The organism is Halogeometricum rufum, from assembly GCF_900112175.1.
GTDB lineage: Archaea > Halobacteriota > Halobacteria > Halobacteriales > Haloferacaceae > Halogeometricum > Halogeometricum rufum.
Genome location: NZ_FOYT01000007.1, coordinates 31,887 through 57,634, shown reverse-complemented (window position 1 = coordinate 57,634; position 25,748 = coordinate 31,887). Strand labels below are relative to the sequence as shown.

Annotated in this window: 28 protein-coding genes and 1 tRNA gene; 13 read left to right on the top strand and 16 right to left on the bottom strand. The window is 65.1% G+C overall.

The window, feature by feature from the left end; genetic code table 11:
• Nucleotides 1-61 precede the first annotated feature (61 nt).
• The 3 genes from BM310_RS20625 (at nucleotide 62) to BM310_RS21615 (ending at nucleotide 2,140) form a co-directional block, all read left to right on the top strand.
• Entirely contained in the window at nucleotides 62-526 is a 465-nt protein-coding gene (locus tag BM310_RS20625; RefSeq protein WP_089811422.1) for a universal stress protein, read from the top strand.
• Nucleotides 527-657: 131 nt separating this feature from the next.
• The gene (locus tag BM310_RS20620) at nucleotides 658-1,920 is read left to right on the top strand and encodes a DHH family phosphoesterase (protein ID WP_089811420.1); all 1,263 of its coding nucleotides are present in this window, start codon (nucleotides 658-660) and stop codon (nucleotides 1,918-1,920) included.
• Between the two features lie 79 nt (nucleotides 1,921-1,999).
• Nucleotides 2,000-2,140, top strand: a complete 141-nt coding sequence (locus tag BM310_RS21615) for a hypothetical protein (RefSeq protein ID WP_177232727.1) — start codon at nucleotides 2,000-2,002, stop codon at nucleotides 2,138-2,140.
• 31 nt (nucleotides 2,141-2,171) lie between these two features.
• Here BM310_RS21615 and BM310_RS20615 read toward each other — a convergent pair whose 3' ends face one another.
• The 3 genes from BM310_RS20615 to BM310_RS20605 are packed head-to-tail and all read right to left on the bottom strand — an operon-like array spanning nucleotide 2,172 to nucleotide 3,556.
• Complete coding sequence (locus tag BM310_RS20615; RefSeq protein WP_089811418.1) at nucleotides 2,172-2,651, bottom strand: DUF5807 family protein; 480 nt, start codon at nucleotides 2,649-2,651, stop codon at nucleotides 2,172-2,174.
• Between the two features lie 46 nt (nucleotides 2,652-2,697).
• Nucleotides 2,698-3,135: a DUF7112 family protein gene (locus tag BM310_RS20610; protein WP_089811416.1), complete on the bottom strand. Its 438-nt coding sequence runs from the start codon at nucleotides 3,133-3,135 to the stop codon at nucleotides 2,698-2,700.
• A 13-nt stretch (nucleotides 3,136-3,148) separates the two neighbouring features.
• Nucleotides 3,149-3,556 (bottom strand): 30S ribosomal protein S6e, encoded by a 408-nt coding sequence (locus tag BM310_RS20605; RefSeq protein ID WP_089811414.1) that lies wholly within the window; start codon nucleotides 3,554-3,556, stop codon nucleotides 3,149-3,151.
• Nucleotides 3,557-3,762: 206 nt separating this feature from the next.
• On the opposite strand from BM310_RS20605, the gene BM310_RS21115 reads away from it, so the two are divergent.
• On the top strand, nucleotides 3,763-3,897 hold the full coding sequence (locus BM310_RS21115; protein WP_143105208.1) for a rubrerythrin-like domain-containing protein: 135 nt from the start codon (nucleotides 3,763-3,765) through the stop codon (nucleotides 3,895-3,897).
• Nucleotides 3,898-3,958: 61 nt separating this feature from the next.
• Here the strand turns inward: BM310_RS21115 and BM310_RS20600 are convergent, their stop codons facing one another.
• Together BM310_RS20600 and BM310_RS20595 are read right to left on the bottom strand one after the other, a co-directional pair.
• Complete coding sequence (locus BM310_RS20600; RefSeq protein ID WP_089811412.1) at nucleotides 3,959-5,056, bottom strand: aminopeptidase; 1,098 nt, start codon at nucleotides 5,054-5,056, stop codon at nucleotides 3,959-3,961.
• A 71-nt stretch (nucleotides 5,057-5,127) separates the two neighbouring features.
• Nucleotides 5,128-5,526, bottom strand: coding sequence for a CBS domain-containing protein (locus BM310_RS20595; RefSeq protein WP_089811410.1), 399 nt, complete (start codon nucleotides 5,524-5,526; stop codon nucleotides 5,128-5,130).
• Between the two features lie 110 nt (nucleotides 5,527-5,636).
• Between BM310_RS20595 and gnd the strand changes: the two genes are divergently transcribed.
• On the top strand, nucleotides 5,637-6,533 hold the full coding sequence (gene gnd / locus BM310_RS20590) for a phosphogluconate dehydrogenase (NAD(+)-dependent, decarboxylating) (protein ID WP_089811408.1): 897 nt from the start codon (nucleotides 5,637-5,639) through the stop codon (nucleotides 6,531-6,533).
• Between the two features lie 46 nt (nucleotides 6,534-6,579).
• Here the strand turns inward: gnd and BM310_RS20585 are convergent, their stop codons facing one another.
• Nucleotides 6,580-7,323, bottom strand: a complete 744-nt coding sequence (locus BM310_RS20585; protein ID WP_089811407.1) for a helix-turn-helix transcriptional regulator — start codon at nucleotides 7,321-7,323, stop codon at nucleotides 6,580-6,582.
• A 112-nt stretch (nucleotides 7,324-7,435) separates the two neighbouring features.
• On the opposite strand from BM310_RS20585, the gene BM310_RS20580 reads away from it, so the two are divergent.
• Nucleotides 7,436-8,320: an alpha/beta fold hydrolase gene (locus BM310_RS20580; protein ID WP_177232726.1), complete on the top strand. Its 885-nt coding sequence runs from the start codon at nucleotides 7,436-7,438 to the stop codon at nucleotides 8,318-8,320.
• A 51-nt stretch (nucleotides 8,321-8,371) separates the two neighbouring features.
• Here the strand turns inward: BM310_RS20580 and BM310_RS21610 are convergent, their stop codons facing one another.
• Nucleotides 8,372-8,545 (bottom strand): hypothetical protein, encoded by a 174-nt coding sequence (locus BM310_RS21610; RefSeq protein ID WP_177232725.1) that lies wholly within the window; start codon nucleotides 8,543-8,545, stop codon nucleotides 8,372-8,374.
• Nucleotides 8,546-8,708: 163 nt separating this feature from the next.
• Here BM310_RS21610 and BM310_RS21895 point away from each other — a divergent pair, with 163 nt between their 5' ends.
• The 3 genes from BM310_RS21895 (at nucleotide 8,709) to BM310_RS20565 (ending at nucleotide 11,069) form a co-directional block, all read left to right on the top strand.
• Complete coding sequence (locus BM310_RS21895) at nucleotides 8,709-9,296, top strand: 2Fe-2S iron-sulfur cluster-binding protein (protein WP_089811403.1); 588 nt, start codon at nucleotides 8,709-8,711, stop codon at nucleotides 9,294-9,296.
• Between the two features lie 228 nt (nucleotides 9,297-9,524).
• Entirely contained in the window at nucleotides 9,525-10,943 is a 1,419-nt protein-coding gene (locus BM310_RS20570; protein WP_089811401.1) for an MATE family efflux transporter, read from the top strand.
• Between the two features lie 53 nt (nucleotides 10,944-10,996).
• Nucleotides 10,997-11,069 (top strand) — tRNA-Arg (locus tag BM310_RS20565).
• 299 nt (nucleotides 11,070-11,368) lie between these two features.
• Here the strand turns inward: BM310_RS20565 and BM310_RS20560 are convergent.
• Nucleotides 11,369-11,614 carry a hypothetical protein gene (locus BM310_RS20560; RefSeq protein ID WP_089811399.1) on the bottom strand — a complete coding sequence of 82 codons (246 nt, stop codon included), beginning with the start codon at nucleotides 11,612-11,614 and terminating at the stop codon, nucleotides 11,369-11,371.
• Nucleotides 11,615-12,687: 1,073 nt separating this feature from the next.
• On the opposite strand from BM310_RS20560, the gene BM310_RS20550 reads away from it, so the two are divergent.
• Complete coding sequence (locus BM310_RS20550) at nucleotides 12,688-12,909, top strand: hypothetical protein (RefSeq protein ID WP_089811395.1); 222 nt, start codon at nucleotides 12,688-12,690, stop codon at nucleotides 12,907-12,909.
• 826 nt (nucleotides 12,910-13,735) lie between these two features.
• Here BM310_RS20550 and BM310_RS21110 read toward each other — a convergent pair.
• Together BM310_RS21110 and BM310_RS20545 are read right to left on the bottom strand one after the other, a co-directional pair.
• Entirely contained in the window at nucleotides 13,736-14,038 is a 303-nt protein-coding gene (locus BM310_RS21110; protein ID WP_143105207.1) for a hypothetical protein, read from the bottom strand.
• A gap of 92 nt (nucleotides 14,039-14,130) precedes the next feature.
• Nucleotides 14,131-15,162, bottom strand: coding sequence for a tyrosine-type recombinase/integrase (locus BM310_RS20545; protein ID WP_089811393.1), 1,032 nt, complete (start codon nucleotides 15,160-15,162; stop codon nucleotides 14,131-14,133).
• A gap of 381 nt (nucleotides 15,163-15,543) precedes the next feature.
• Between BM310_RS20545 and BM310_RS20540 the strand changes: the two genes are divergently transcribed.
• Together BM310_RS20540 and BM310_RS20535 are read left to right on the top strand one after the other, a co-directional pair.
• Nucleotides 15,544-16,233, top strand: coding sequence for a nucleotidyltransferase domain-containing protein (locus tag BM310_RS20540; protein ID WP_089811391.1), 690 nt, complete (start codon nucleotides 15,544-15,546; stop codon nucleotides 16,231-16,233).
• The gene (locus tag BM310_RS20535) at nucleotides 16,226-16,711 is read left to right on the top strand and encodes a hypothetical protein (protein WP_089811389.1); all 486 of its coding nucleotides are present in this window, start codon (nucleotides 16,226-16,228) and stop codon (nucleotides 16,709-16,711) included. The genes BM310_RS20540 and BM310_RS20535 overlap by 8 nt, the downstream gene beginning before the upstream one ends.
• A gap of 234 nt (nucleotides 16,712-16,945) precedes the next feature.
• On the opposite strand, the gene BM310_RS20530 is transcribed toward BM310_RS20535, so the two are convergent.
• The 6 genes from BM310_RS20530 to BM310_RS20505 all read right to left on the bottom strand — a co-directional run bounded on the left by BM310_RS20530 (nucleotide 16,946) and on the right by BM310_RS20505 (nucleotide 24,747).
• On the bottom strand, nucleotides 16,946-17,386 hold the full coding sequence (locus tag BM310_RS20530; protein ID WP_089811387.1) for a hypothetical protein: 441 nt from the start codon (nucleotides 17,384-17,386) through the stop codon (nucleotides 16,946-16,948).
• Nucleotides 17,387-17,390: 4 nt separating this feature from the next.
• Nucleotides 17,391-17,906, bottom strand: coding sequence for a DUF7342 family protein (locus BM310_RS20525; protein ID WP_177232728.1), 516 nt, complete (start codon nucleotides 17,904-17,906; stop codon nucleotides 17,391-17,393).
• A gap of 400 nt (nucleotides 17,907-18,306) precedes the next feature.
• Nucleotides 18,307-19,533: a CaiB/BaiF CoA transferase family protein gene (locus BM310_RS20520; protein WP_089811385.1), complete on the bottom strand. Its 1,227-nt coding sequence runs from the start codon at nucleotides 19,531-19,533 to the stop codon at nucleotides 18,307-18,309.
• A 373-nt stretch (nucleotides 19,534-19,906) separates the two neighbouring features.
• Nucleotides 19,907-22,045, bottom strand: a complete 2,139-nt coding sequence (gene katG, locus BM310_RS20515) for a catalase/peroxidase HPI (RefSeq protein ID WP_089811383.1) — start codon at nucleotides 22,043-22,045, stop codon at nucleotides 19,907-19,909.
• A gap of 205 nt (nucleotides 22,046-22,250) precedes the next feature.
• Entirely contained in the window at nucleotides 22,251-23,108 is an 858-nt protein-coding gene (locus BM310_RS20510; RefSeq protein WP_089811381.1) for a universal stress protein, read from the bottom strand.
• A gap of 238 nt (nucleotides 23,109-23,346) precedes the next feature.
• On the bottom strand, nucleotides 23,347-24,747 hold the full coding sequence (locus BM310_RS20505; protein ID WP_089811380.1) for an FAD-dependent oxidoreductase: 1,401 nt from the start codon (nucleotides 24,745-24,747) through the stop codon (nucleotides 23,347-23,349).
• 256 nt (nucleotides 24,748-25,003) lie between these two features.
• Here BM310_RS20505 and BM310_RS20500 point away from each other — a divergent pair, with 256 nt between their 5' ends.
• A complete protein-coding gene (locus tag BM310_RS20500; protein ID WP_143105206.1) occupies nucleotides 25,004-25,681 on the top strand; it encodes a hypothetical protein in 678 nt (225 codons plus the stop codon).
• The last annotated feature ends 67 nt before the right edge of the window (nucleotides 25,682-25,748 follow it).

The following is a 25,748-nucleotide window of genomic DNA, read 5'->3' as shown; positions in this document are numbered from 1 at the left end:
ACCCCGCGGGCCACCGATTCTCCCGACTGGTTTTATGCCGCGGGCTGACGAACCGCCGCCCATGTTCGACACCATCGTCATCGCGACGGACGGGTCCGAGAGCGTCCGTCGGGCCGTGGACGTCGCCCTCGACCTCTCCGACCGGTTCGACGCGTCGGTCCACGCGCTGTACGTCATCGACGCCAGCGAGGTGGACTCCTCGCCCGACCGACTCCGCGAGGAGATGCGCGAGGCACTGACCGAACGCGGGGAGCGCGCGCTCCAGGAGGTGGCCGAATCGACGGACAGAGACGTCACGACGGCCGTCCGAGAGGGGCGACCGGCGACCGTCGTCGGCGACTACGCCCGCGACGTCGACGCCGACGTGGTGGCGATGGGGACCCGCGGCCGACACGGCGAGAACCGGTTTCTCATCGGCTCCGTCGCCGAACGCGTCGTCCGCACCTGTCCGGTTCCCGTGCTGACGGTTCGGCAGTTGGCCGACGACGAGATGGACGGACCGCAGGGGACGCCCGAGTCGGCCTGAACGGGGACGGTCGCACTCCGGCCCGAGAGGAGGCGGGCGGGACGCCGAACCGGCGAAATCGGCGAGTCGCGCGGACCGACGCGGCACCCGCGGACCACGGAGATTTTCACCCCCGCCCCCCTCGCACCGGTATGGACGAGGAACTCATCGACAGCTCTCGGCTGTCGCTCTCGCGGAAGTCGCAGTTGCCCGGCGCGGGCTTCTTCTACCCCGATTCGCTGGACGAGGAGCGCGCAGAGGAGCGAGTGAAGGAGGCCGTCGAGGACGCCGAAGCCGTCGTAATCGCCGACACGGACGCCGACGGACTCGGCTGCGTCGCCCTCGTGCGGGAGATGTACGGCGCCGCCCTCGACGTAGCGACGTTCGAGGACGACGTGGCCCGTCGCGTCGAGCGCTGGGAGGCGACGGGACCGATAGACGACGAAGACGAGGACGACGAAGACGAGGACGCGCCGAAGTCGACGGTCGCACTCGTCGGCGCGGGGCCGTACTCGCTGGACGACGCGCTCGAACGCGTCGCGAAGCACGCCCCCGAGGGCATCGACGCCTACGTCTGCGACCTCTGCCCCGACGAGTACGAGTACGTCGACGACGAACTGGCCGCCCTCGTCGAACGCGCGTCGTCCGTCTCGTGGTACGACCACCACCAGTGGGGCGACGACGTGCTGGCCGCCGTCCGCGACGCCGGCGTCGAACTCGTCGTCGGCGAGTCCGACGAGGTGTGTTCGACGGACGTGACTCTCGATTCGTTGGACTACGAGTTCGACGACCGGTGGGCGGAACTCGCCGCGGTCACCCGCGACCACGACCTGTGGCTGAAGGAGGACGAACGCAGCGACGACCTGTCGGACTACGCCTACTGGGTGAGCCCCGAGGAGTACGTCACCGTCGTCGGCGCGTACGGCGTCGACCTGCCGCCCGTCGTCGAGCAGTTCATCGAACTCCGCCGCGTGGAGAAACAGGAACTCATCGACGCCGCCCTCGACCGGGCGGAGATAACGCAGGTCGGCCCGTGGACCGTCGGCGTCACGTACGGCCGGTGTTCGCAGAACGAGGTGGCCGAGGGCCTGCGCGAACGCGGCACCGACGCCGCGGTCATCGTCAAGCCCGCCGGAAGCGCGAGCATCCGGGGTACGGACGAGTTCCAGCGCGCACACGAAGTCGCCGGACAGGTAAACGGCGGCGGCCACCCGAAGGCCGCCGGCTGTAAACCGGACATCTACGACGACATGCTCGACTACGCGCACCACTGGACGACGAACGGGTCGGCCGCGAAGCGCGTCATCCTCGCCGCCTTCGAACGCGTCGCCGAGGACGTCGAAGCCGAGGAAGCGGCGGCCGCGGAAGCCGAGGCGGACGACGACCAAGACGAGGGCGTCGAGACTGAGCGGTAGCGACGACGGTCGGAACGGGACCCGGGCGCCGAACGGCGCGACGACTCACTTATTTGACTACTCGGCTTCGACGGCCCGTATGGGTCACTGCACCGACTGCGGAGCGGAACTCGTCGAGGTAGTCGAGAGCGACACGGCCGTCAAGTTCGAGGCCGACGCGACTGTCTGGGAGTGTTCGGAGTGCGGCGCGATTCTCGGGGTGACGGAAATCGGGGTCTAACACGGGCGAGCGGCCGCCTCGGACGCGTCGCTCACTCCTCCGCGTGTGCGGGTTCGGACTCGCCGGGTTGGACGCCCGTCTCCGTCTCCTCGCCGACGACCCACTTGTCGGAGTAGGACGCCCCGCAGGCGCAGTGGGCGTAGGCGTGAATCACCTCGCCGCGGGCGTAGAGGCCGCCGACGTCTTCGTTCTGCGCCTCCGAGAAGGCGAAGATGAACTCGGCCTGGTGGTTCTCGTCAGCGTCGCGGTCCGGGCACTCGCCGCCGCCGAGGTCACGCGCGACGTGGCCGTTCCGGTCCATCGCCGCCCGCGAGAACTCCATCGCGTCCATCCCCGTCCCGGCGGCGAAGGCCTGTCGCCCGTCGTCGCCGGGGACGACGAGGACGTACCCGTTCTCGACCTCTTCGCCGAGGTTCGGGAGTTTACCCTGGCTGTCGAGGTACTCGTGCGTGAGGAACAGTGCCACGTCGTCGTGCCGGTCGCCCGCGAGGAACTCGTCGAGTTTGCTCATACGGCGAGATGGCCGTCGAGGGGTAAAAGTCGCGTGAACTCCGTCGCTACTCGTCGCGAGCGAACTTCTCGGCGATGTTCGAGAGCGACTCGTTCGGCCGGTCGGGGACGGTGTAGACGGTGCGCTTGCCGGGGACCCGGAGGCCGTAACAGAATCCCGCGTCGAGTTCGTCGAGTTCGACCGCCGACCCGGGGTCCCGACCGCTCTTCTCGCACCACTCCACGAGGCGGTTCGTCCCCTCGCCGGGCGTCCGAGCGAGGCGCTTGTTGTCGTAGGCGCCGCGGAGGAGGTGGCCCGAACTGTCGGCCGTCACGCGCGCGTGGAACAGTTCGCCGTCCAAAGAGAGGCGGACGACGTCGCCGTCCTCCACGTCGGACATTTCGTCCGGGAGACGGAGACACGGGCGGGTAGTGCCGCCGCTCCGCGCGATGGTCGCGCGATACGACGTCACCGAGTCGTGGTCGCTGGGGACGCGTTCCGACACGGTGGCGGAGGAGTTACTCGTCGTCGTCGGCGTCGGCTTCCTCGTCGTCCTCGCCGAGTGCGGCCGCGACGTCGCCGCCGTCGACGACTTTGACGTTTATCTGCGCCGTCTCGTCGGAGACCTGACGGCCGCGGACGGTGACGCGCTTGCGTTCGCCGTCGCGGGACGGCTTGTAGCCGACGCCGCCCTCGAGGAGGAGTTCCTTGAGGTTCGAGCCGGCGACGTTCTCTCGCATCGGACGGCCCGCCTCGTCGGACCCGCCCGTGATTTCGAGCGTGAAGCCGTCGAGGCCGACGGCGCCGCCGTCGACTTCGTCGCCGATGTCTCGGCCGAGGAATCGGTTCGCGTCCTGTCCGTCGACCTCGAACTGGTGGGTGTCACCGGCGTCGGGGTCGGAGACGACAACCTTGAATTCTGCCATGCGTGGAACGTGACGACAGCCGGTAAAAAGTACGTCGAAAGCGCTTGCACCGTCTCTGGCCCCCGCGTCGACGCGCGGGCAGCGTCCGATTCGCATCCCGCGACGGCCCGTGCGTGACACCCTCACGACAGGGCGTGCGCGTCGCACCCGACGTTCTGTATGGTGCTAGATAACAGTTAACATGGCCGAGCGCATACTCGAGTGGTATGGGAGAGACGTTCGACAGGTCGCAGTGGTACGAGTGTACGCGGTGCAGTTTCCGGTCGGAACCGGGCGACCCGACGACGGTGTGTCCCCGGTGCGGACAGCAGATGCACAACGTCGCGCGCGTACAGGAGTGACCGTCGCGGAGACCCGCCGCCGGCAGTCGGCGAGGCGTGCCGCTCTCCCCTCGTCCGCGGGCTATCCCTCGAAGCCGTCTTCCCACCGGAAGACGCCGTTTCGCTGGACGACGTCGCCGTCCACCTCCAGTCGGGAGTCCTCGCTCACGTCCGTTATCATGTCCACGTGGACGGCCGAGTCGTTGCCCGCCTCGCCCTCGGGCAGGCAGGCGTCGTAGGCGCGGCCGACGGCGAGGTGGACGGTGTCGCCCATCTTCTCGTCGAACAGGATGTTGTCCGTGAAGCGGTCGATGCCGCGGTTCATCCCGATGCCGAGTTCGCCGAGGCGGCGCGCCCCCTCGTCGGTGTCGAGAACGTCCGCGAGGGCGTCCTCGCCCGACTCCGCCGAGAACGACGCGACGTCGCCGTCCGCGAACGTCAGGTGGACGTTCCGCACGCGCGTCCCCGAGATGGTCATCGGCACGTCGAAGAACACCTCGCCCTCGGGGTCGTACGGCGCGGTGAACACCTCGCCGGACGGGAGGTTGTGCGAGTCGTAGGCGACGGAGGCGGCGGAGTTGACCGCGGTGCGGCCCTCGACGGACATCGTGAGGTCCGTCGCGTCGCCCTTCACGAGGCGCACCTCCGACCCCTCGTCGAGAATCTCTTTCATGTTTGCCATCTCGTCGGCGAGAGCCTCCCAGTCCCGCAGGACGGCGTCGTAGACGAACTCCCGGTACTCCTCGTGGGCCATCCCGGCCTGTTGGGCGAGCGAACGCGTCGGGTGGACGGTGGACACCCAGTCGGTGTCCATCCGCGCCTCGCGGACGGGTTGGGACGCGCGGGCCGACGCCTGTCGCGTCTCGCCGGGTACGTCGGCGGTGGCGAACGTGTTGCGGCCGCCGCCGAGGAACAGCACCGAGTCGGCGTTCTCGTAGAGGGCGAGTTCGTGTGCGCCCGTCTCGAACGCCCCCTCGTGCGCGAGGAGGTACGCGCGGGCCACCTCGTCGGAGGCGTAGGTGGTGACGACGTTCGCGCCGCGTTCGCCCAACCGTTCGGCGACGGCGACGGCGAGTTCGTGGGCGCCCTCGGCGACGCTCACCACCACGTCGTCGCCCGCCTCGACTCGCGCGCTCCAGTCGACCAGCACCTCGGCGTGGTCTCTGACTCTGGGGTCCATACCGGTGCGTCACGCGGCGAGATAAAAAGCGACGCGTCTGCGGGAGGCGACGCCGCCGCGGCGTCGCGCGGTCACGCCACCAGGTCGAGGAGGGCGTCGAACTCCCGGCCGTAGGCGGCGAGGACGTCCTCGAAGGAGACGACGCCGAGGTACTGGTCCGCGTCGTCGAGGACGATGGCCTCGCGGGCGTCCTCGCGGGCGAAGACGGCCACGAGGTCCGCGCGCGTCGCCACCCGCCGAATCGTCACCGGGTCGCCGTCGAGCAAGTCGGCGACGACGTCCGTGCTCAGGTCCTCGCCGGCGACGACGGCGCGACCCAACGTGGCGGGGGTGACCACGCCGAGCGGGCGGTCCTCGTCGAGGACGACGACGGCGTCGGCGTCCGTCTCGCGCATCGCCGCCGCGACGTCCGCGACGGGGGTGTCGGGTGCGGCGGTCGGTACGTCCGTGTCGAGGAGTTCTTCGAGCATCGTCCTGAGATACGGTGTCACGGTACATAGACGCGTCGCGTCCGCGGACGGGCGTCCTCGCCGTCGGCGGAACCGGAACCACTACCTCCCCCGCGGATGGACGGCCACGCATGCAACTGGGCGTCATCGGACTCGGTCGGATGGGGCAGATAGTGGTCAACCGCGTGCTCGACGCCGGGCACGACGTGGTGGCGTTCGACCTCTCGGAGGAGGCCGTCGCCACGGCGGCCGAGGCGGGCGCCGAACCGGCGTCGAGCGTCGACGACTTCGCGTCCCGACTCGACGACGAGAAGCGCATCTGGCTGATGGTTCCCGCCGGCGAGGCGGTGGACGCGACGCTGGACGAACTCGACCCCCACCTCGACGCCGACGACGTTGTCGTCGACGGCGGCAACTCCCACTTCGAGGCGTCCGTTCGCCGGGCGGAGGCGACGGACGCGGCCTACCTCGACTGCGGCACCTCCGGCGGTCCCGCGGGCGCCGAACTCGGCTTCTCGCTCATGGTCGGCGGCCCGGAGTGGGCCTACGAGGCGATGACGCCCGTGTTCGACGCGGTGGCGACCGGTCCCGCCGGTCACGACCGGATGGGACCGGCGGGGTCGGGCCACTACGTGAAGATGGTCCACAACGGCGTCGAGTACGCCCTCATGCAGGCGTACGGCGAGGGCTTCGAACTCCTCGCCGACGGCCGCTACGACCTCGACCTGGAGGCCGTCGCCCGCACGTGGAACAACGGCGCGGTCATCCGCTCGTGGCTCCTGGAACTGTGCGAGGAGGCGTTCCGCGAGGAGGGGACCGACCTGGGCGACGTGGCCGACCACGTCTCCGGCGGGTCGACGGGCACGTGGACGGTCCAGGAGGCCCTCGAACAGGAGGTTCCGGTACCGCTCATCTACCAGGCGCTGGCCGAACGGTTCGACAGCCGAAACGACGGTCGGTTCTCGCGCCGCCTCGCCAACCGCCTGCGCTACGGGTTCGGTCGGCACGAGGTCGTCCGCGAGGAGTAGAGCGGGGTCGGGGGGAGAGCAGACCCCACGACAGGGGACCGTCGGTTCACGGCGCGTCGAGTCGCACCGCGTTCGTCCGAAACCGGTCGACGGTCGCCTCTGCCCACCGGATGGCGGCCGGGGTGTCGTTCGTTATCAGTCCGCTGACGAGCGGACCGTCGCGCAGTTCGATGGCCATCTGGGGCCGAGCGCCCTCGGTCACGAGGACGCCGAACGGGACCGGCGCAGTCGTCTCGTAGAGAGCGGCTCGCTCGGAGATGGCGGCCAGTTCGTCCGGGTACTCGTCTCGGAGCGAAGCCGCGACCGACTCGGGAAGCACGAGTTCGGCGGTCAACCCCGCGTCCAATAGCTCTCGAAACCGGGCGACGTATCCGGGCGAGACCACGGGAGCGACCGCCCGGGCGCGCTCTGCGTCCCCCAGCAGCGTCCACACCGCCTCGACGTGGCGCTCGGCGTCGGTCTCGTCGGGACGGACCACGGTCGCACCGACCAGCGCCGCGGGGTCGACGGCGTCGCCGGGGACGTCCGCGAGCATGTCGCCGAACCGGGCGGTGTCGGCGAGCGCGTCGTACCGCGCGAGCGCCACCGTTCCGAACAGCGTCGGCCTGAACCCGTCGTCGTCGCGTACGACGAGGCCGGCCTCCTGGAGCTGTGAAAGACCCTTGTAGACGGTCGACTTCGAGTCCGGGAGGGCGTCGACGAGTTCGTGTCGCGGGCGCGGGTCGTCGGCGAGCGCCCCGAGAACGTCGTGACGAAGCCGAAGTAACTCGGTGAGGTCCTCTCCGTCCATGTCGTCGCATACGCCGCTCCGCATATCAAACCCGCACCCCGAGCCCGGATTCCGCCCGGTTCGGAATTTCCGTGTCGGAGTCTTGACGCCTTCGAGCGGCGATACGTCGGATATGAACCGAACGAACGCAGAGCGGACGCACGCGGACCGGAGCGCGGTCGGACGACCTGAAGCGACGCTGTCGCAGGGGACCGTCGAGTACGAGGACGCGGGTACCGGAGACCCGATTCTGTTCGTCCACGGCGCCTTCGTCGACGGCGGCCTGTGGCGGAACGTCGCCGGACCGCTCTCGGAGCGGTTCCGCTGCCTCGTTCCGACGCTCCCGCTCGGCGGCCACGACGTTCCGATGGACCCCGGCGCGGACCTGACGCCGTCGGGACTGGCCGACCTGCTGGCCGAGTTCCTCGACGACGTGGGCGTCGAACGGGTGACGCTCGTGGGCAACGATACGGGCGGCGCCATCTGTCAGGTGTTCCTCGCCGCCTACCCCGAACGCGTCGAGCGGTTGGTGTTGACGAACTGCGACGCGTTCGATAACTTCCCGCCGGCCGCGGCGCGCCCGTTCACGTGGGGGGCGCGGATACCCGGCGCGACGGGGCTGTTCGCCCGTGCGCTCCGTTCGGCGACCGCCCGCCGCCTGGCGTTCGGCCTGCTCGCCAAACACCCGATAGAACCGGCGGTCCTCGACGCGTACACCGACTCGTTGCGGACGAACGCCGCCGTCCGGCGGGACCTCCGCGAGGTCCTCCTCGGCGTCTCCTCGCGGTACACCGAGGCGGCCGCCGAGGCGTTCCCGTCGTTCGACGGTCCGGTCCTCGTCGCGTGGGGCGTCGACGACCCCGTCTTCCCCCTCGACGACGCCGAGCGGTTGGTCGAGCGCTTCCCGAACGCCCGACTCGAACGTATCGAGGACTCGTACGCGTTCGTGTCCGAGGACCACCCGGAGCGACTCGTCGAACTGATGACCGAGTTCCTCGGCGCCACGGTCACCGCCTGACCCCTCGTTCGTGTGGAACGGCCGTCCTTCGGGTCGAGCGACGAGCCTCCGCTACGCGCCGCCGCGCTTCTCCACCCGATACACGCGCCCCTCGGGGATGTAGACGGAGACGGGCTTTTCTCCCTCCTGTCGAATCACCCACGCGCGCCGGGTCTTGTCGTACTCGATGGTCTGCGCTTCGTACTCGACGGTTCCCGTCCCGTCGTCGTAGACGATTTTCGCCATAGGAGAGAGACGGCGAGCGAGGGCAAAACCGTTCGGTCGGCGGTGGAGGCGGGACACGATGGACCGGATGGACGGTCCGAACCGAGAGACTGACCGCCCCCAACCGGCCGCCCGGGTGGACACAATCATAATCCCCTTAACCCATGACTCCGTAGCCGCCGACATGGTCGAAATCAACCTCGTGGGGCTGGGTCTAGGTCTGACCCTGACGGTCATCGCCGTCGCCCTGCACTTCTCGCGGGGGACCGAGTGGAAGGCCACCGGGGACATCTCGCAGGACGTCCTCGAACGCCGGGCGAGCACGGTCCCCGAGACGGACTTCCCCGAACCGATGAACCGGTCTATCGGTGGCGGCGGCGTCGCCGCAGGGGCCGTCGCCGGCGGCGAAGAGGGCGCCGAACTCGAGGGCGACGCCGAAGACGAGTCGACGAGTCCCGCCGACATCCCCGAAGACGAAGTCGAGTACTTCGAGGTGGAGTACACGAAGCAGGGCGACACCATCGAAGTCGCCAACAACGAGACGGTCCTCGAAGCCGGCGAGGACGAGGGCTGGGACCTGCCGTACGCCTGCCGACAGGGCCAGTGCGTCTCCTGTGCCGGACAGATCACCTCCGGCGGTAACTCCGAGGACTACGTCACCCACGACAACCAGCAGATGCTGGACGACGCCGAACTCGACGAGGGGTACACCCTCACCTGCGTCGCCTACCCGAAGGCCGACTTCACCATCGAGACGGGCGAAGCGCCGTAACGCGACTCGCGACCACGACGCATCCGCGTCCCCCCGAGGCTCGTTTCTCTGGCCGCGTCCGACGTTCGAGTCGCGCGTCGACCGGACACCCTATTTCGGTTCGAAACATCCGGCGACTCGTTCCCGTTTCGACGGCTTGAAACCGGGACGCGTCCATCCTACCGTTCTGTGCCCGCCTCAGCCCCTCCAGACGGCGGTTCGCTCACGGAGGGCGACCTGCGACGCCCCATGTTCGCCCTCGCGTGGCCCATCATCGTCACCGAGTTGCTCCAGGTCGCCTACAACCTCGCGGACACCGTCTGGCTCGGCCGCCTCTCGACGGACGCCGTCGCCGCCATCAGCCTCGCGTTTCCGCTCATCTTCCTCCTCATCTCCGTCGGCGGCGGCTTCACCGTCGCCGGCACCATCCTCGTCGCGCAGTACACCGGCGCGAAAGAGGAGGGGTCCGCCGGCACCGTCGCCGGGCAGACGTTCTCGTTCATCGGCGTCATCGCCGTCGTCGTCGGTCTCGTCGGGTTCGCCGCGACGGATCTGATGCTCGGCGTCCTCCCGAGTTCCGCGGCGACGGCGGGGCAGGTCATCCCCCTTGCGGGTGACTACATGCGCGTGTTCTTCCTCGGTCTGCCGTTCCTGTTCGGGTTCTTCGTCTTCTCGTCGCTCATGCGCGGGTACGGCAACACGCGCGCCCCGATGGTCGTGATGTTCGTCAGCGTCGCCATCAACGTCGTCGTCGACCCCATCTTCATCTTCGGCTTCGAGTCGAACCCGCTGTTCGGGATGCTCGGCCTCCGCGGCGTCGAAACCGCGCTGTTCGCCGCGACCGGATTCGAGGGCTACGGCGTGACCGGCGCCGCCGTCGCGACGGTGCTCTCGCGCGCCGTCGCGACGGTCATCGGCCTCTACGTCATCTTCGGGACGAGCGCCGGGCCGGACGTGGAACTGGCAGACTTCGTCCCCGAACGCGAGTACATCGAACAGATCGTCCGACTGGGCGTCCCGAGCGCCCTCGAACAGTCCGCCAGCGCGCTCGGCTTCATCACGCTCACCGCGATGGTCGTCACGTTCTCCCCCGAAGTCGTCGCCGCGTACGGCCTCGGAAACCGGCTCACCTCGCTGGTGTTCCTCCCCGCTCTCGGCTTGGGCCGGGCGACGGACACCATCGTCGGGCAGAACCTCGGCGCGCAGAAACCGGACCGGGCCGAGCGCGCCGTCTGGTTGGCCGCGAAAGTCGGAGCGGGCGTCATGGTCGTCATCGGCGTCGTCGCCTACGTCTTCGCCGAACCCATCGTCGGCGTGTTCATCGGCACCGGGACGGACTCGGCGGCGAAAACCATCGAACTCGGCGCGGCGTACATCCGAATCCGCGCCTTCGAGTTCGGCTTCATCGGCGTCCTCCAGACCGTCCTCGGCGCCTACCGCGGCGCGGGCAACACGAAGACGGCGCTGGCGTTCTCGCTGTTCGCGCTCTGGTTCGGCCGCATCCCAATCGTGTACTACCTGTCGTTCGTGCAGGGGTTCGGCGAGACGGGCATCTGGATCGGGATGGCCGTCGGACAGATTCTCGGTGCTATCGCGGCGGCCGCGTGGTTCACCCGCGGCACGTGGAAGCGAGCCGTCATCGACCAGTCCGACGCGGCCGCGGAGTGAGACGGGTCACGGTTCACAACCGTTAAGCGCCGGCGGTCGGTATCTGTGTTCGAGGGCCCGTAGCTCAGTGGACAGAGTGCTTGGTTCCGGACCAAGATGTCGCGGGTTCAAATCCCGTCGGGTCCGTTTCTCCGCTCAACGCTCCGCATTGACCGTATAGCGACATCGTTAGTCCGGAACCAACCACTCAGTCCACTTCGATTTGAACACGTGGCGTGACGCGCCTCGCCGTCGTCGTGGCTTCCGCTAGCGCCGTTGGGTATGACCCACAAGTAGATTTCTCAGTCGACCGTGACCCTCACCGTTCGAAGACACAGACGCCTCAGATTGGCTTCTGCGGGCATCCATCAACTGCCCTCCGTTATCACATGTATAGCTACCTCTCCCCTCATGACTCGAGTCAGGCTGTCTCACGGCATGGTTAGTCAGTCCCCGTCTTGTAGGCCGATTACCCCACCGCCTCCGATGGGGATATCTATCTGCCCGTCTTCAGCGGTCGCCGTCTGGGTCATTGTGAAGGTCTCCGTCGTACCGTCGTCATCTGAACCGAGTACCTTCGAAGCCACGTACAACGCAACCACGCCAGCGATAGCATATTCCCAGCGGATGCTGTGCTCGACGGAGTGAACGTGTTTTACCTCGCCCGACAGGTTCTCCGTAGGTGGATTCATACCTCTGTCACCTCCGTAGGGCACGGGCTATCGTGTCGGCTATGACGCCCAACGCAACGACCGCAGCGACGTTCCGTTGAGTGGACCGTGAATCGTCCTCAGACTCTTTCTCAGCGTCATCTCCGCCGTCTGAGGCCTTCACTAATTGGGCCATTAGAGGTTCACCCGCAGTTCTTCGCCGCACTCTGGGCACTCGAAATTGCCTTCACAGCAATCTCGGTAGTACTCGAATACTCGACGGAGTAGTTCCGACTGGGACACTCCGAGATGGGTAGCCTCTTCTCGGAGGAATTCGGCCATCTGACGGTCGGTATGCGCCCCGACCGGAACGTCGCCCATGCACTGGGACATAGCTTAACAAACACGCTTGTCTCTAATACAACTTTCGTTGTGTAAGGTATGGAAACGGTTCTATTGCCACTTAGCGAAGGGTTGGCACCGGTTCCTTTTTCATGTTCGAAGGATTACAGCCTGTAAGCAGGCGATAGGATGTACCATGACACGGGTCATGTGACTATCGCCCTCATCGGGAGTTCATCCCGGTCCGCGTGAACCCCAGCCACCGTTGCTGTCTAAAGGGATAGCGTGCTACGCCTGCCTACTAGGCGTTGGTCTCGTCCGCCCACGAGGACCGCCGGAGACGAAGGCGGTGACCGACGGCGGTAGTGGGCGGATACGTGAGGACAACCGCAACGTACCTGTCGACAGACAGGCGAGAGGACCGACCAACCGGTAAGCATTCCCGGTGAATAAACCGCAACTGCGGGTATCAGCCATGGAATCCAGATACCGAACTGCGGACGGAAACGTGGTCGTTGCTTTCGAGAGCGGTACGTATCCCGGTGAGGACACCCGCCGGTTCTGGTTTCGGACGCCGGAGGGAGACGACGCGTTCACCGTGGAAGTGCGAGAGGTGAAGCGACGCGTAGCAACGGGTGAGTGGACGCCGCTCGACTGATTACCGCGGTGCCCATCCTGACGACTTGCTATGGTTGGTATGTTTGGTTTGCATTCCATCGTTAGCAGGGCTGTTAGAAGGTTTTACGGCGGTTTAGCGATTCAGTCTAACTGCGATGATGCGAGAGAATACCAAAGTGGTTGAGCAGTTCGTTGACGGATGGGCAACAGATTACGAGATTCGGGAGGTAGACGGCGAGACGATCGTTGTGGACGTTGATTCGAGGAAACACAGTTATCGCATCGACTATGAGCGTCTCGACGACTGGAAGTTAGTCAGCGAGGAGTCTGTCGGAGAGATGCCGTGGATGCGGTACGTGTTCGAGAGAGCGACGTGAAGGCGACTGACAGCCTGTGAGAGGCCGTCTCTCGTCTCCCGTTCGTCGCACAGTCACCTACCGAAATAAAGCCCGTGAGACTCGCACAGTCCGTGCGAACTCCCTCGTTGTTGCCCTAAGATTGTGTCTCGGTACCAACACTCTCAACTCTCGTAGCGCGCCACTTCCGACATTATATATGCTGAGACATTGACAGTCAAATAGAATGACAGAGATTGTGGAACAGGTAACCAAGTCACTCATCGTCGCCGCAGTAGTCGCTGCCGTACTCGTCACACTTGCCAATCACTACCCAGTCGTAGCTCCGACGGTCGGGACATTGCTCATCGGACTGGGCATCCTTGTTCCTGGGGCAGGGGTTGCGATCTATGTACTGGATTTACTATGACTAACCGAGCAGAGGTGGAGATACTTGTTCTCAGTGCGGTTATCACAGGACTCGTTATTTTCTTGGACATCTTCGTTCTCTCAAATACAGCTTCATTGGCTCCAGAAGCCGGCGATCATCTCTATCGTGCAGGAGAGTCGTTCAATGATGGGTTGGTAGCTGGTTTCATCCTGTTGGTGATTGGTACACCTCCGGCGTTTCTGTATCTCCTAAGTGGTCGGTGAAGGGGATATAGTCAACTTCACTGGAGTACCGATAATAGCCGATACTCGGAATGAAACACCCCTGGAATCGTGACCCAACCGGCGAATGAAGGGCAAAGATAGTGTCGACGAGCGTTTAGCATTCCGCGTTGCTAGAAGAATCCACCCGATTCGGAACTCTCTGGCTATGGAACTCAGAGACATCCACCCATTTAGGCAGAGAAATACGTTATGTCTATCCGTTTCTGCTCCGTAGAAGTGACGACCCGGGTGGTATTTCTTCGTCGTATTCTTCAATCACTACCTGACGAGCAACACCTCTTACATAATCTGCCGTTGGATGTCGATTATTTTCTGCATGTTCGACCGCCGTACTTGCCACCCTCTCAACTCCTCTCGGTCCTAGAATACTCTCGACTTCTTCGAGTGTCTCTCGTAGAGATTCTTTGTGAGCATGATTAGATGTGAAATTCTCGAAGTCACTTACCTTCTCATCAATTTCCTCAATCCATTCTTCTATTGTTGGAATGCGCGACATACGTACGTCTGGTACGTCGGGTAGTAAATGTCATTCGCCTATATGAAAGTGGCTGGTGTGCTATCCTCTAGTCACAGAAAACGGTATGTGATTCAGATATTCGTGAGATACCCCCTTCGTTGCTCTACCTTCTGCTCCTCCGTCCGTTGGTCGTAGTGCTTCCCGAGGACTTGCTGGCCGACGTTCATGCGGTCACTGACGACTTTCTCGGGTACGTCGCGAGTGAGGAAGTACGTGATGCTGCCGCGCCTCACGTCGTGCGGAGAGACCGACGACGGGCACTTACTCGCCGTCTTCTGTGCATCGTTCGTCGCCTCACAGTCGGCTATCTCTCGACCGTGCGGACAGTCGCCCGTGAACTCGCAGGGCCGCGTGAGGCGGTACACAGTCTCCCGTACCGTCGTTCGGGACGCTCGGCCCTGCGTCGTGCTGAATAGCGGCTCACGGCCGTATGCGTCCGTCACGTCGGGCCGTCGATGGGCTATCCAGTCGTCGAGAACGTCGCATATCTCCTGCCGCAGGGCTATCAGTCGCTCTCCCTCGTTCCCGTTCTTCAACGGCGTATCCTCGGCGGGACGGTGCCGGAGGCGGACCCGCGACTGCGTTGGGTCATAGTCGTTCACGTCGATGCTGCGAATCGCCCCGAGACGCATCCCCGTGTGCCACAGAAGCGTAAACATCGCGTGCTGGAAGGACGCGTATTCGAACCGTTCTAAGTGGGCTAACAGTTCCTCTGCGTCGTCGCTTTCCAGCATCACCTCTTTGTGGTCCTCGCCGGGGGACAACGAGGGCGAGACGACAGCCTCGTGCAGATTCCGCGTGACAGCGTCAATGCGCTCGCAGAAGCGGACGAACACCCGTAGCGTGTCCATCTGCGTCTTGAGACTGACGTTCGATAAGTCGCCGTCCTCACGTCTCCACAGCCGGTACTGGTGGAGTTTCCGGCCCGTGAGTTCGTTCAGGTTGTCGACGTGCTCGACTTCCTCGCACCACCGGAGGAAGTGATTCAGTCGGTATCTGTGCGCTTGATGACTCGCATCTGCGAGTTCTTGGCTTCGTTCTTGGAGGTACATCTCCACCGCGGTCGGCGGGTCGATGGGTTCCAAGTCGTTCGTGTCTGACATGGGTTTTCTCCGTAGAAGCCAGACTGTCCGGCGCAGGCCGCCGTGAGAGGGGTCAGAGTGGCCTGTGTTCGGTTTCTGGGTGGAGCGTGGTTCCAAATCCCGTCGGGTCCGCTATTCTATCGCGAACGAAGTGAGCGTAGAATAGCGACAGCCGCGGGATTTGAATCAGGGAGTGACGTGAGCGAAGCGAACGGAACGACCTGGGTTCAAATCCCGTCAGGTCCGTTGGTTCTTTGAGGCAGTTATGCTCTTTTCCAGGGCCTGTAGTGCTGTTTTTCAACCTGATAAACGAACTGTCGGAGCATTCGTTCAGCAAGCAGGTCTCTGTTCTCACGCTGATCGAGGAAACGTTTATTATATCTCGTTGCACAGAATCAGACAGTGTCCGGCGAGACGAAACAAGGTATAAGTGTCTGCCTCCGAATCGCCCCCGGCGACGATACGAGAGTGTTCAGACTCCGTGCGGCCGACGCGGTGTTGCGGCACATCGTCGACGCCCACGAGTCGGAGTTCACGCTGAGAGAACTCGCCGACGTCACGGACCATAGTCGGTCGACGGTCTGGCGAGCAGTCGAGTTTCTCGAAAACCTCGGCGTGGTACAGGTACGCGAAACCGCGCAGCGAAAGTACGTCGCTATCGATCCCGCGCAGTTACAGAAAGACGACCCGATACTCGGCATCGAACAGACAGAGTACCACGCTCCGATTCGGGCGTTCGTCGAACGAATCGAGACGGCAATCGGAGACGCCGACGACGTCGACCAGTTGCTCGGCGTCCTCGTGTTCGGAAGCGTCGCTCGCGGCGAAGCCGACAGGAAGAGCGACATCGACGCGTTCGTCCTCGTCGACGGCGACCGAACCGTCGCACGTCGTCTCGTCTCCGACGTAGCGAACGAACTGGGCGAGGAACGATTCGACGGCGACCGATACACGGTCGAACCGTTCGTCGAGTCCGGCGAGAGCGCTCGCCGTGCAGGGGAGAAGCTACGCGAGATATTCCGAGAAGGGGTCACCGTCTACGGCGGCGACGAGTTCCAACAGATCCGAACAGAGGTGGTGAGTAGTGAGTAGCAACCGAATCGAGACGCTCGTAGACGAAGTGCAGGCCGCCTTCGACCGACGACCCGACGAGGTCGAGGATGGCTTGGAGACGAACGAGGCGGACGTGCTTCAACTCCGTAAGTCGTGCCGAATGCTCGCAGGTGCAGAGGCACTGCTGGAGCAGGGATTCTACACCTTGGTCATCGAGGCGTCGTTCGTCGCCGTCGAGCGAGTCGTCGAGTTCAAACTGCTCGAAGGTGGCGTCGAACCACGAGACCTGCCCGGAACGCATCCGGGCGTGTACACCGAAGCGGCGAGACGCGGCATACTCTCGGAACACGTCGCCGAAAATCTTCAGGACCTCTGGCGAAACCATCGAGCCAAGACGTACTATCAGGATGGACTCGCTGCCAGAGAGCGTGCGGAGAGGATGTACGGACTCGGGTCGGAGACACACGAGTACGTCGTGAACCAGTCCGCGAAAAAGCACGAGTGTATCTGCGAATAAGCATCGTTCAGCGAGTGAACCAAATGTTTGGCTCCGTGGCGAACCATGCTGGTGTCTTACGCAAGCTTCAGAGCGCCTGAGACATTCGAAATATCGACTCGTCCATCCGTTGACCGAACTCCCGTCGGGTCCGTCATCTTCTAAAGCCGCACGTTCAGCCCAAAGAGGCTCCAGAAAGCCCATCTTCGATTCAACGAACGAACTGCCGAAGATTTCGTTCGTTTCCAACTCTACCTATTCCATCGTGAGTTCCGGAAGCTGCTCTTGAAACAATCTGTCCAGAACCGTCCACAGAATCTCCGTCGGAATCTGCTTCTCGAACTCCACAGCCTTGTGGTTGGTCTCAGCCGATACCGGGTGGTAATACTGGAAGTGAACGTCCCCCAGTTCTGGATGATCGTCGTCACGATGCCATCCACAGTTGAACCCTGTGTTTGGGTCTCCGTAATGTATCCGAAACTGTGACTCGTCTCCAACGAAGCGCCACTCAACGTCGAGTGTCGGTGACTCTGGACCAGTCGTCGGCACGACTCGATTCGGATCGACTTGAGCTTGGATGAATTTCTTGACGATGCTGTTCGGTTCGTAGGATACCGAGGTGACCGCAGGGTGTCGCTGCAGGACATCTTTCAACCCCTCGTAGACCGAGCTGTCGACAGTTCCTGATAGCCCCATCTGGTCAGGCGGAGATGGAGTCTCGGTCGGTCGCCCAGTCGTACTCGTTGAGCGCCGCCCGAACGATCGGTATGCGGTCGTCGAGGTGCTCCCACTCGCTGGCGACCTTCCGGCGCTTCTCGACTTCGTCGGCGTCGTCAAGGTCGGCGATACTGGCTCGAAGTTCGCCCGGCGTCTCGGCGTCGTACGATCGCTTCCAGTCCGTGATTGTGCTCCGCATCGAGTCGAGGGCACTCGTCAGCTCTTCGCGGCTGTGCTCCCGCTGGAGTGTCGCGACCTCGCGATAGGTCGCCATGAGTTGGTCGACGCAGTAGAGCGTCTGGCCACCCTGCTCGATTTTCCGGAGGACGTTGTCCTCGACCAGTTGGTCAAGGTACTTCTGTGCCGTCTTGACAGAGGCTTCTGTCTCGTTTGCGACCCACGACGCGGTTCGAGGCGTTCGGAGCGTCCGAGCGGCGGCGCGGATTCGCTCACCCCGGGTCATCGAAGCGCGAGAGTCGTTCCGGGTTTCGTCGGGCATACTCGAATCTACGAAGCGGTGGAGCATATATCCACTAGGTTGGAAATATGAGGAGAAGGAATGAACAACGTTCGTCTGGTGAACGAAATGAATCCAAAAATACGGTTGACTGGCCACGCTAGAACTGCGCCGTACAGTCCCGTATTCCCATGAAATTTAGACCTCGTTCATCCAACGAACGAAAGCCCGTCGGGTCTGTTCGCTTCGCTCATTTCCCCGACGTAGTCACGCTCGCTGACGCTCGCGTGACGCCCGTCGGGTCCGTTCGGATCTACTCCACTCTCAGCGCGTCTGAGGTGCACACATCAGTAACCAGTCGCCAGAGACGACGCACAGTGAGACGTCACTCGACGGACCGGGCAGCGTATCTCGTCTCAATCGGAGAGCGAGTACGGATACCTCAGATGGCACCCACGTCGCGCAGGTGTTCGATGTCCTCGGGTCGGTACCCGTACTCCCGGAGGACCTCCTCCGTGTGTTCGCCGAGGAGCGGTGGATGGCGGCGAATCGACGACGGCGTCTCCGAGAAGTGCATGGGGCACCCGGCCATCTCGACGGTGCCGGCCGTGGGATGCTCGACAGTCTGGTGCATGCGGCGAGCGTCGACCTGTGGGTGGGAAAACACGTCTTCCATGTCGTTGACGGGGCTGACCGGAACGTCGTGGCCGCGACAGCGCGAGACGACTTCGTCGGTCGTGTACGTCGCGAGTTCCGCGTCGAGGATCGAATCGAGGGCGTCTCGGTTCTCGACGCGGTCGGCGTTCGTCGCGAAGCGCTCGTCGTCCACGAGGTGCGGCAGGTCGAACGCGGCACAGAACCGCGGCCAGATGTGTTCGGACGCGCAGGCGACGACGACGTAGTCGTCGCGGGTCTCGAAGGCCTGGTAGGGCGTGATAGTCGGATGTTTGCTTCCCATCCGCCCCGGCGGGGTGCCCGTCGCGAAGTAGTTCGAGGCCATGTAGCTCGTCCACGCGACTTGGCCGTCGAGGAGGCTGACGTCGACTTTCTGTCCGGTCCCGTCGCCGAGTTCGCGGTGCAGTAGGGCGGCGAGAATCGCTTGCGTGGCGTACATCCCCGCCCCGATGTCGGCGATGGCGACGCCGACTCGAACGGGGGGGCCGTCCGCTTCGCCGGTGATGCTCATCAGACCGCCTTCCGCCTGCATCATGATGTCGTACGCGGGGCGGTCTCTGTGCGGTCCCCACTCACCGTAACCGGACAGCGAACAGTAGACCAGTTCGGGATTCTCCGCGCGGAGGTCCTCGTAGTCGAGTCCCCACTCTTCCATCGTCCCGACGCGGAAGTTCTCGACGAGGACGTCGGCCTCGCTCACGAGGTCACGAAACACCTCGCGCCCCGCGTCGGTCGAGAAGTCGAGCGTGACCGACCGCTTGTTGCGGTTGATACTCAGGTAGTAGGCGCTCTCCTCGGAGTCACCGTACGACGGCGGCCGCCAACCGCGGGTCTGGTCGCCGCTCCCGGGGCGCTCTATCTTGACGACGTCCGCGCCGAGGTCACCGAGTTGCATCGTGCAGAACGGCCCCACGAGGACGCGGGAGGCGTCGACGACGGTGAGTCCGTCGAGCGGTCCGGTGTCGCCGTCCGGCGTACGGGCTTCGCCGGTCATCGGTCGGTTCGCGAGCGGAGAACCCCGTCGGTTCGCGTCCGAGAGCGCTCGACCGGTCGCGCGCCGTCGACACGTCGTTTCGTCGCGCCGTCGGACTCCGGGCGGACTTGGCTATCGTTCTCGTCCATGCGTTCGTATCGTACCCGACGAACGCTCGCGCGTCGTTAGTTCTATCGGTGGTCCGAACGGGACGGTGACGGGTCACGGGCGTGAACGCGAGTAATCCGCGGACCTCGTCGGACGATTCGAGAGCAGCAGAGAGGAAGAGAGAAACGGACACCGACCGAACCGAGTCACCGTCCGAATCGAACCGGTGGCCGCTTCGGTCGAGAACTGGCACGGGGGTGGTTCGGCCCCCGACTCGCGACTCAGCTCACTCGAGGTCGAAGCGGTCGAGTTTCATGACCTTCTCCCACGTGTCGACGAAGTCGCGCACGAACTTCTCCTCGGCGTCGGCGCTGCCGTAGACCTCCGCGATGGCGCGGAGCCGGGAGTGCGAGCCGAAGATGAGGTCCACGCGGGAGCCTCTCCACTCGACGTCGCCCGTCTCGCGGTCGTGCGCCTCGAACACCTCTCTGGACTCGGAGGCCGGTTCCCACTCGTAGTCCATGTCGAGCAGGTTCACGAAGAAGTCGTTGGTGAGCGTCTCCGGTTCGTCGGTGAAGACGCCGAGGTCGGACTGGTCGTAGTTGGCGTTCAGCGCGCGCATGCCGCCGACGAGCGCCGTCATCTCGGGTGCCGTCAGGTTGAGCAGTTCCGCCTTGTCGACCAGCGACTCCTCGGCCGGTCGGTCGACGCCGTCGCCGACGTAGTTGCGGAAGCCGTCCGCGTCCGGTTCGAGCGCCTCGAAGGACTCGACGTCGGTCTGCTCCTGAGAGGCGTCCGTCCGACCGGGCTCGAACGGCACGGTCACGTCGTAGCCGGCGTCCCGCGCCGCCTTCTCGACGGCCGCGTTACCGCCCAGCACGATGAGGTCGGCGAGCGAGACTCTCGTCTCGTCGGAGCGCGAGCCGTTGAACTCCTCCTGAATCTCCTCGAGCGTGCTCAGGACCGTCTCGAGCTGGTCGGGCTCGTTCACGTCCCAGCTCCGCTGGGGTTCGAGGCGGATGCGGGCCCCGTTCGCGCCGCCGCGTTTGTCGCTGTCGCGGTACGTCGATGCCGACGCCCACGCGGTCTTGACCAGCTGAGAGACCGACAGGTCCGAGTCGAGAATCTCCTCCTTGAGTTCGGCGGCCGCCTCGTCTCCGATCAGGTCGTAGTCGGCGTCCGGGATGGGGTCCTGCCACAGCATCTCCTCGTTCGGAACCTCCGGACCGAGGAACCGGGACGGCGGGCCCATGTCGCGGTGGATGAGTTTGTACCACGCCTTCGCGAAGGCCTCCTGGAACTCGCGGGGGTTGTCCTGGAAGCGCTCGATTACCTCGCGATACTCCGGGTCTCGCTTGAGGGCGATGTCCGTCGTGAGCATCATGGGGTCGACGCTCTCCGACGGGTCGTGCGCGTCCGGCACGCTGCCGTGAAGCTCCTCGTTCTTGGGCGTCCACTGCCACGCGCCGCCGGGACCCTTCTCGGGTTCCCACTCGTAGTCCAGCAGGTTGTCGAGGTAGCCCATGTCCCAGCTGACCGGCGCACTGGTCCACGGTCCCTCGATGCCGCTCGTAATCGTGTCGGCCCCTTTCCCGGAGTCGTGGTCGCTCTCCCAGCCGAAGCCCTGCGCCTCGATGGGGGCCGCCTCGGGTTCGGGACCGAGGAAGTCGGGGTCGTCCGCGCCGTGGACCTTCCCGAACGTGTGTCCGCCGGCGATGAGTGCGGCCGTCTCCTCGTCGTTCATGGCCATCCGGCCGAACGACTCTCGGATGTTCTCCGCCGACGCTTCGGGGTCCGGCTGACCGTCCGGACCCTCCGGGTTCACGTAGATGAGTCCCATCACGGTGGCGCCGAGCGGTTCTTCCAGTTCTCCGTCGTCACTGAAGCGTTCGGACGCCTCCATCTCGTTCTCGGGGCCCCACCAGACGGACTCGTCGGGTGCGAAGGCGTCCTCGCGGCCGCCGGCGAAGCCGAACGTCTCGAATCCCATCGACTCTAAGGCGACGTTCCCGGCGAGGACCAGCAGGTCGGCCCACGAGAGCTTGCGGCCGTACTTCTGCTTGACGGGCCAGAGCAGTCGGCGCGCCTTGTCGAGGTTCGCGTTGTCGGGCCAACTGTTGAGGGGTGCGAAGCGCTGTGTCCCACCGGACGCGCCGCCGCGGCCGTCGGTCGTGCGGTACGTCCCGGCGCTGTGCCACGCCATCCGGATGATCAGCGGACCGTAGTGGCCGTAGTCGGCCGGCCACCAGTCCTGCGACGTCGTCAGCACCTCTTCGATGTCCGACTTCACGGCCTCGAAGTCGAGTTTCTCGAACTCCTCCGCGTAGTCGAACTCCTCGCCCATCGGGTCGATCTGACGGGCGTTCTGGTCGAGAATCTCCACGTTCAGCTGATTCGGCCACCAGTCCTTGTTGGACCCTTTCATCAGAGGACAGTTGTCGCTTTCGCCTGTTAAGATTGTCTAATTCGGAAACGAATCTTTCTCTGTAGCCCAATATTCTAGCTGTACTATGAAATAATATCAGAGAGGGGTTACGTTCCGGCTGCGGGGCAGGTCGACCCGCCGCTAGTCGACGGTCGGCGGCGGCGGCCCCGTCAGGGGGCGTCTCAGACCGCGGCGTACCGCGACGCTACCGCGGCGTGGCCGAGCCCGGCGGAACGAGTAGGACGTTGTTGTTCCCCTGCGCCACGACGGACTCGGCGGTGTCGCCGAGGAGGAGTCGGCGGAGCCTGCTGGTCCCCCGAGCGCCGACGAGCGTCGTGGTCGCGCCGACGCGTCGCTCCTCGGCGAGAATCTCGTCGAGGACGCCGCCGGTGCGGACGTTCGTCTCGACGTCGATGCCCATCCGGTCGCGGAGTTCGGTGGCCATCGCCTCGAGTCGGTCCCGAGCCTCCTCCTCGGTCAGGTCGCCTCGCTGTTGTTCGCGCCCGCGGACGTGAAGCAGGTACGCCCGTTCGGTCGCACCCGTCAACTCCGGGAAGAAGTCGAACGCCCGGTCGGCGTTCTCCGAGAAGTCGGTCGCGTACAGCGCGTCCTGGAACAGGTGTTCCTTCTTGACGGCGTGGCCCTCCTCGGTCTTCTCGATGCGCTCGACGAGCAGCGGTTTGACGGCCGTCCGCGCGACGTTCCGCACGGTGCCGCCGATGAGTCGGTTGCGGAGCGGCGACTCCCCGCGCGACCCGACGACGATCATGTCGGCGTGGACGCGTTCGGCGAGCCCGTTGATGCGTCGGTGCGGCGTCCCCCGCGCGACGTGCGTCTCCACGTCGAAGCCGGCCTCCTCGAACACCTCCCGCTGAGCGCCGAGCGCCTTGTGGGCGTCCGTCGCCACGTCCATCCCGGGCAGCCCACTGGAGACGTTGTCCGGAACGACCGTTATCAGGTGAACCTCGGTCACGCCGATGTTGTCGAGACACTCCAGACAGGTTCTGGACTCCATCGCCGCCTTGTTCGCGTCGGACAGGTCGGTGGCAAATACGATTCGCATGAACGGAGATACGGTCGCTACCAGTAATATTGTTTTGGTGGAACAATACCAAAAGCGACCCGGCCGCAAATCAGAGAAGTCCGATACCCGTCGTTCACTCCCATCGTAGAGATATTTACCGTGTACGAACCCGTCAGAAGGAGTGTCGCGGGGGATTCATACACGAGTATAGAATTGTCTGTAGAGCGCTATTCTGGCGGCTGCGGGCGGCCTCGTCGGCTCGCCCGTCGGTCGGCGGTCAGTCGGCTAGCTTCCCGTCCAGCACCTTCGCCGCGGTCAGCACCGGGTCCCAGACGGGGCTGAACGGCGGCGCGTACGAGAGGTCGAGCATCGACACGTCTTCGGCGGTGAAGCCGGCGTGAAGAGCCGTCGCGACGGTGTCGATGCGCTTCGCGACGCCCTCGCGGCCCACCATGCTCGCGCCGAGGAGTCGCCCGCTCTCCGCGTCGCCGACGGCGGTTATCTGAATCTCACGGCTCCCCGGGTAGTAGTGGGCGCGCGACCCGGTGGTGACCGTCACCGACACGGGGTCGAACCCGGCCTCGCGTGCGGCGTCCTCGTCCACGAGACCCGTCCGCGCCACTTCGAGGTCGAACGCTTTCAGCGCCGCCGTCCCGGCTATCCCGCCCGTTCGCGTCGGCTCTCCGGCGAGCGTCGCCCCGATGGCGCGGCCGGCCCGGTTCGCCGTCAGCGCGAGGGGGACGTAGTCCGGTTCGTCGGTGACGACGTTGCGCGCCTCGGCCACGTCGCCGGCGGCGTACACGTGGTCCGCGCTCGTCCGACCGAACTCGTCGGTGGCGACGGCGCCGGTCGGACCGAGTTCGATGCCCGCGCGCTCGGCCAGTTCGGCGTTCGGCGCCACGCCGGCCCCGAGCAGGGCCGCGTCGACCGGAACCTCGCCGTCCTCGGTCACGACGGCGGTGACCGACTCGGTGCCGGCGAGTTCCTCGACGGCGGTGTTCAGGTGGAGGCGAACCCCCTCGTCTTCGAGGTGTTCCTCGACCACGGCCGCCGCCTCCGCACCGAACGGCCGGAGCGTGTGGGGGAGCATCTCGAACAGGTGGACGGTGATACCGTGTTCGGCGAACGCCTCGGCCATCTCGACGCCGACGTAGCCGCCGCCGACGACGGCGACGGCGTCCACCTCGCTCACGTCGTCGAACCCGGCCGACTCGCCCGCGCCGTCGTCGACCGGGGGCGCGTCGAGACCGAGGTAGGCTCTGATTCTCGCCGCCGCGTCCATGTCGTGGAGCGTGAACACGCCGTCGAGGTCCGTCCCCGCGACGGGCGGTTCGAGCGCTCGCGCGCCCGTCGCGACGAGGAGGTCCTCGTACGACTGGGTGAACTCCCCGTCGGGGCCGACCACGCGAACCGTCCGTTCGTCCGTGTCGATGGCGACGACTTCGTGACCGGTCCGGAGGTCGATACCACGTTCTTCGAACTCCGCGGCGGAGAGCGACACCAGGTCGTCGAGTTCCTCGACGTCCCCCTTCACGTAGTACGGCAGCCCGCACGCCCCGTAAGAGACCCACTCGCCGCGTTCGAACACGACGACGTCGCGGTCGGGAGCCTCCCGCTTGAACTTGCTCGCGGCACTCATTCCGGCGGCGTCCCCGCCGACGATGACTATCGGGTCCATCACGGCTAGTGCTTCGACCCGCCGTCGAATAAAATTGTGCTTTTTGCACACATCTGCCCGGCACCGAATCGGGTCTGCTAGTCCCCAGTCGGAAGAGCAGACGTGGTAAGACGACACGGTTATCATCATAAGCGTGTTTTGTCCGCTATCTCAGCCGTCGAACGCTGCTGTGGGAGAGCATTCGAACGCTTCGGCGACCATCTGTATTGGTAGATTTACACAATACTTATTCCGGCAGAGCCCGTCGGACGACGTGATGACAACGACTGCGCGAGGGGGAGCGTCGCAGACGGCAGACGCGGCAGCGTCGCGGGGAGACGCGATGGCCGAGGAGGGGTCGCTGGACGTCGGCGTGTTCGGGCCGGTGTGGACCGCCGGCTGGCAGTGGCCGTGGGCGGTGGTGCTGGCGCTCATGCTCGGTCTCAACTTCCTCCTCGCCGCCGACCGCATCTGGCTCGGCGGTGCCATCCTCCTCGGCGGACCGGCGCTGGCGGCCGCCGGCGTTCGAGCCGTGAACCGCCGCGCGGCGGACGCGCTCGAAACCGGTGCGGCCCGCGTCAGACGCGCCGCGGCGGCGGACACCCCCGGCGACGCGACGGTTCACTCGCTGCGCGCCGGTACCGGCTCCGTCCCCGGCCTCGACCCGTCGAAGCGGTACGAACTCACGAACCTGGCGGTGGGAGAGCGTGCGCTCCGGGTCCACGAGGGGGGCGAGGTGGACCTGTTCACCACGAGTTGGACGGTGGCCGACGGCGCGACCGAGTTCCCCTACGACCGTCTCGCGGCGGTCACCCACGAGGACGGCGAACTCCGAATCGACCTCGTCGACGGCAGTAGTCGGACGTACCCCGCCGACCGAGTGCCCCGAGACCTGCTGACCGACGTGACGGAGCGAATCCGCACCGGCGGGCGGACCGCGGCCGACGGGGGGTAGTCGGTCGCCCGTCCGTTCGCGTGTCGCCACCGAGCGTGCGGGTCTAGTATCGTCCTGTCGAGGTCGT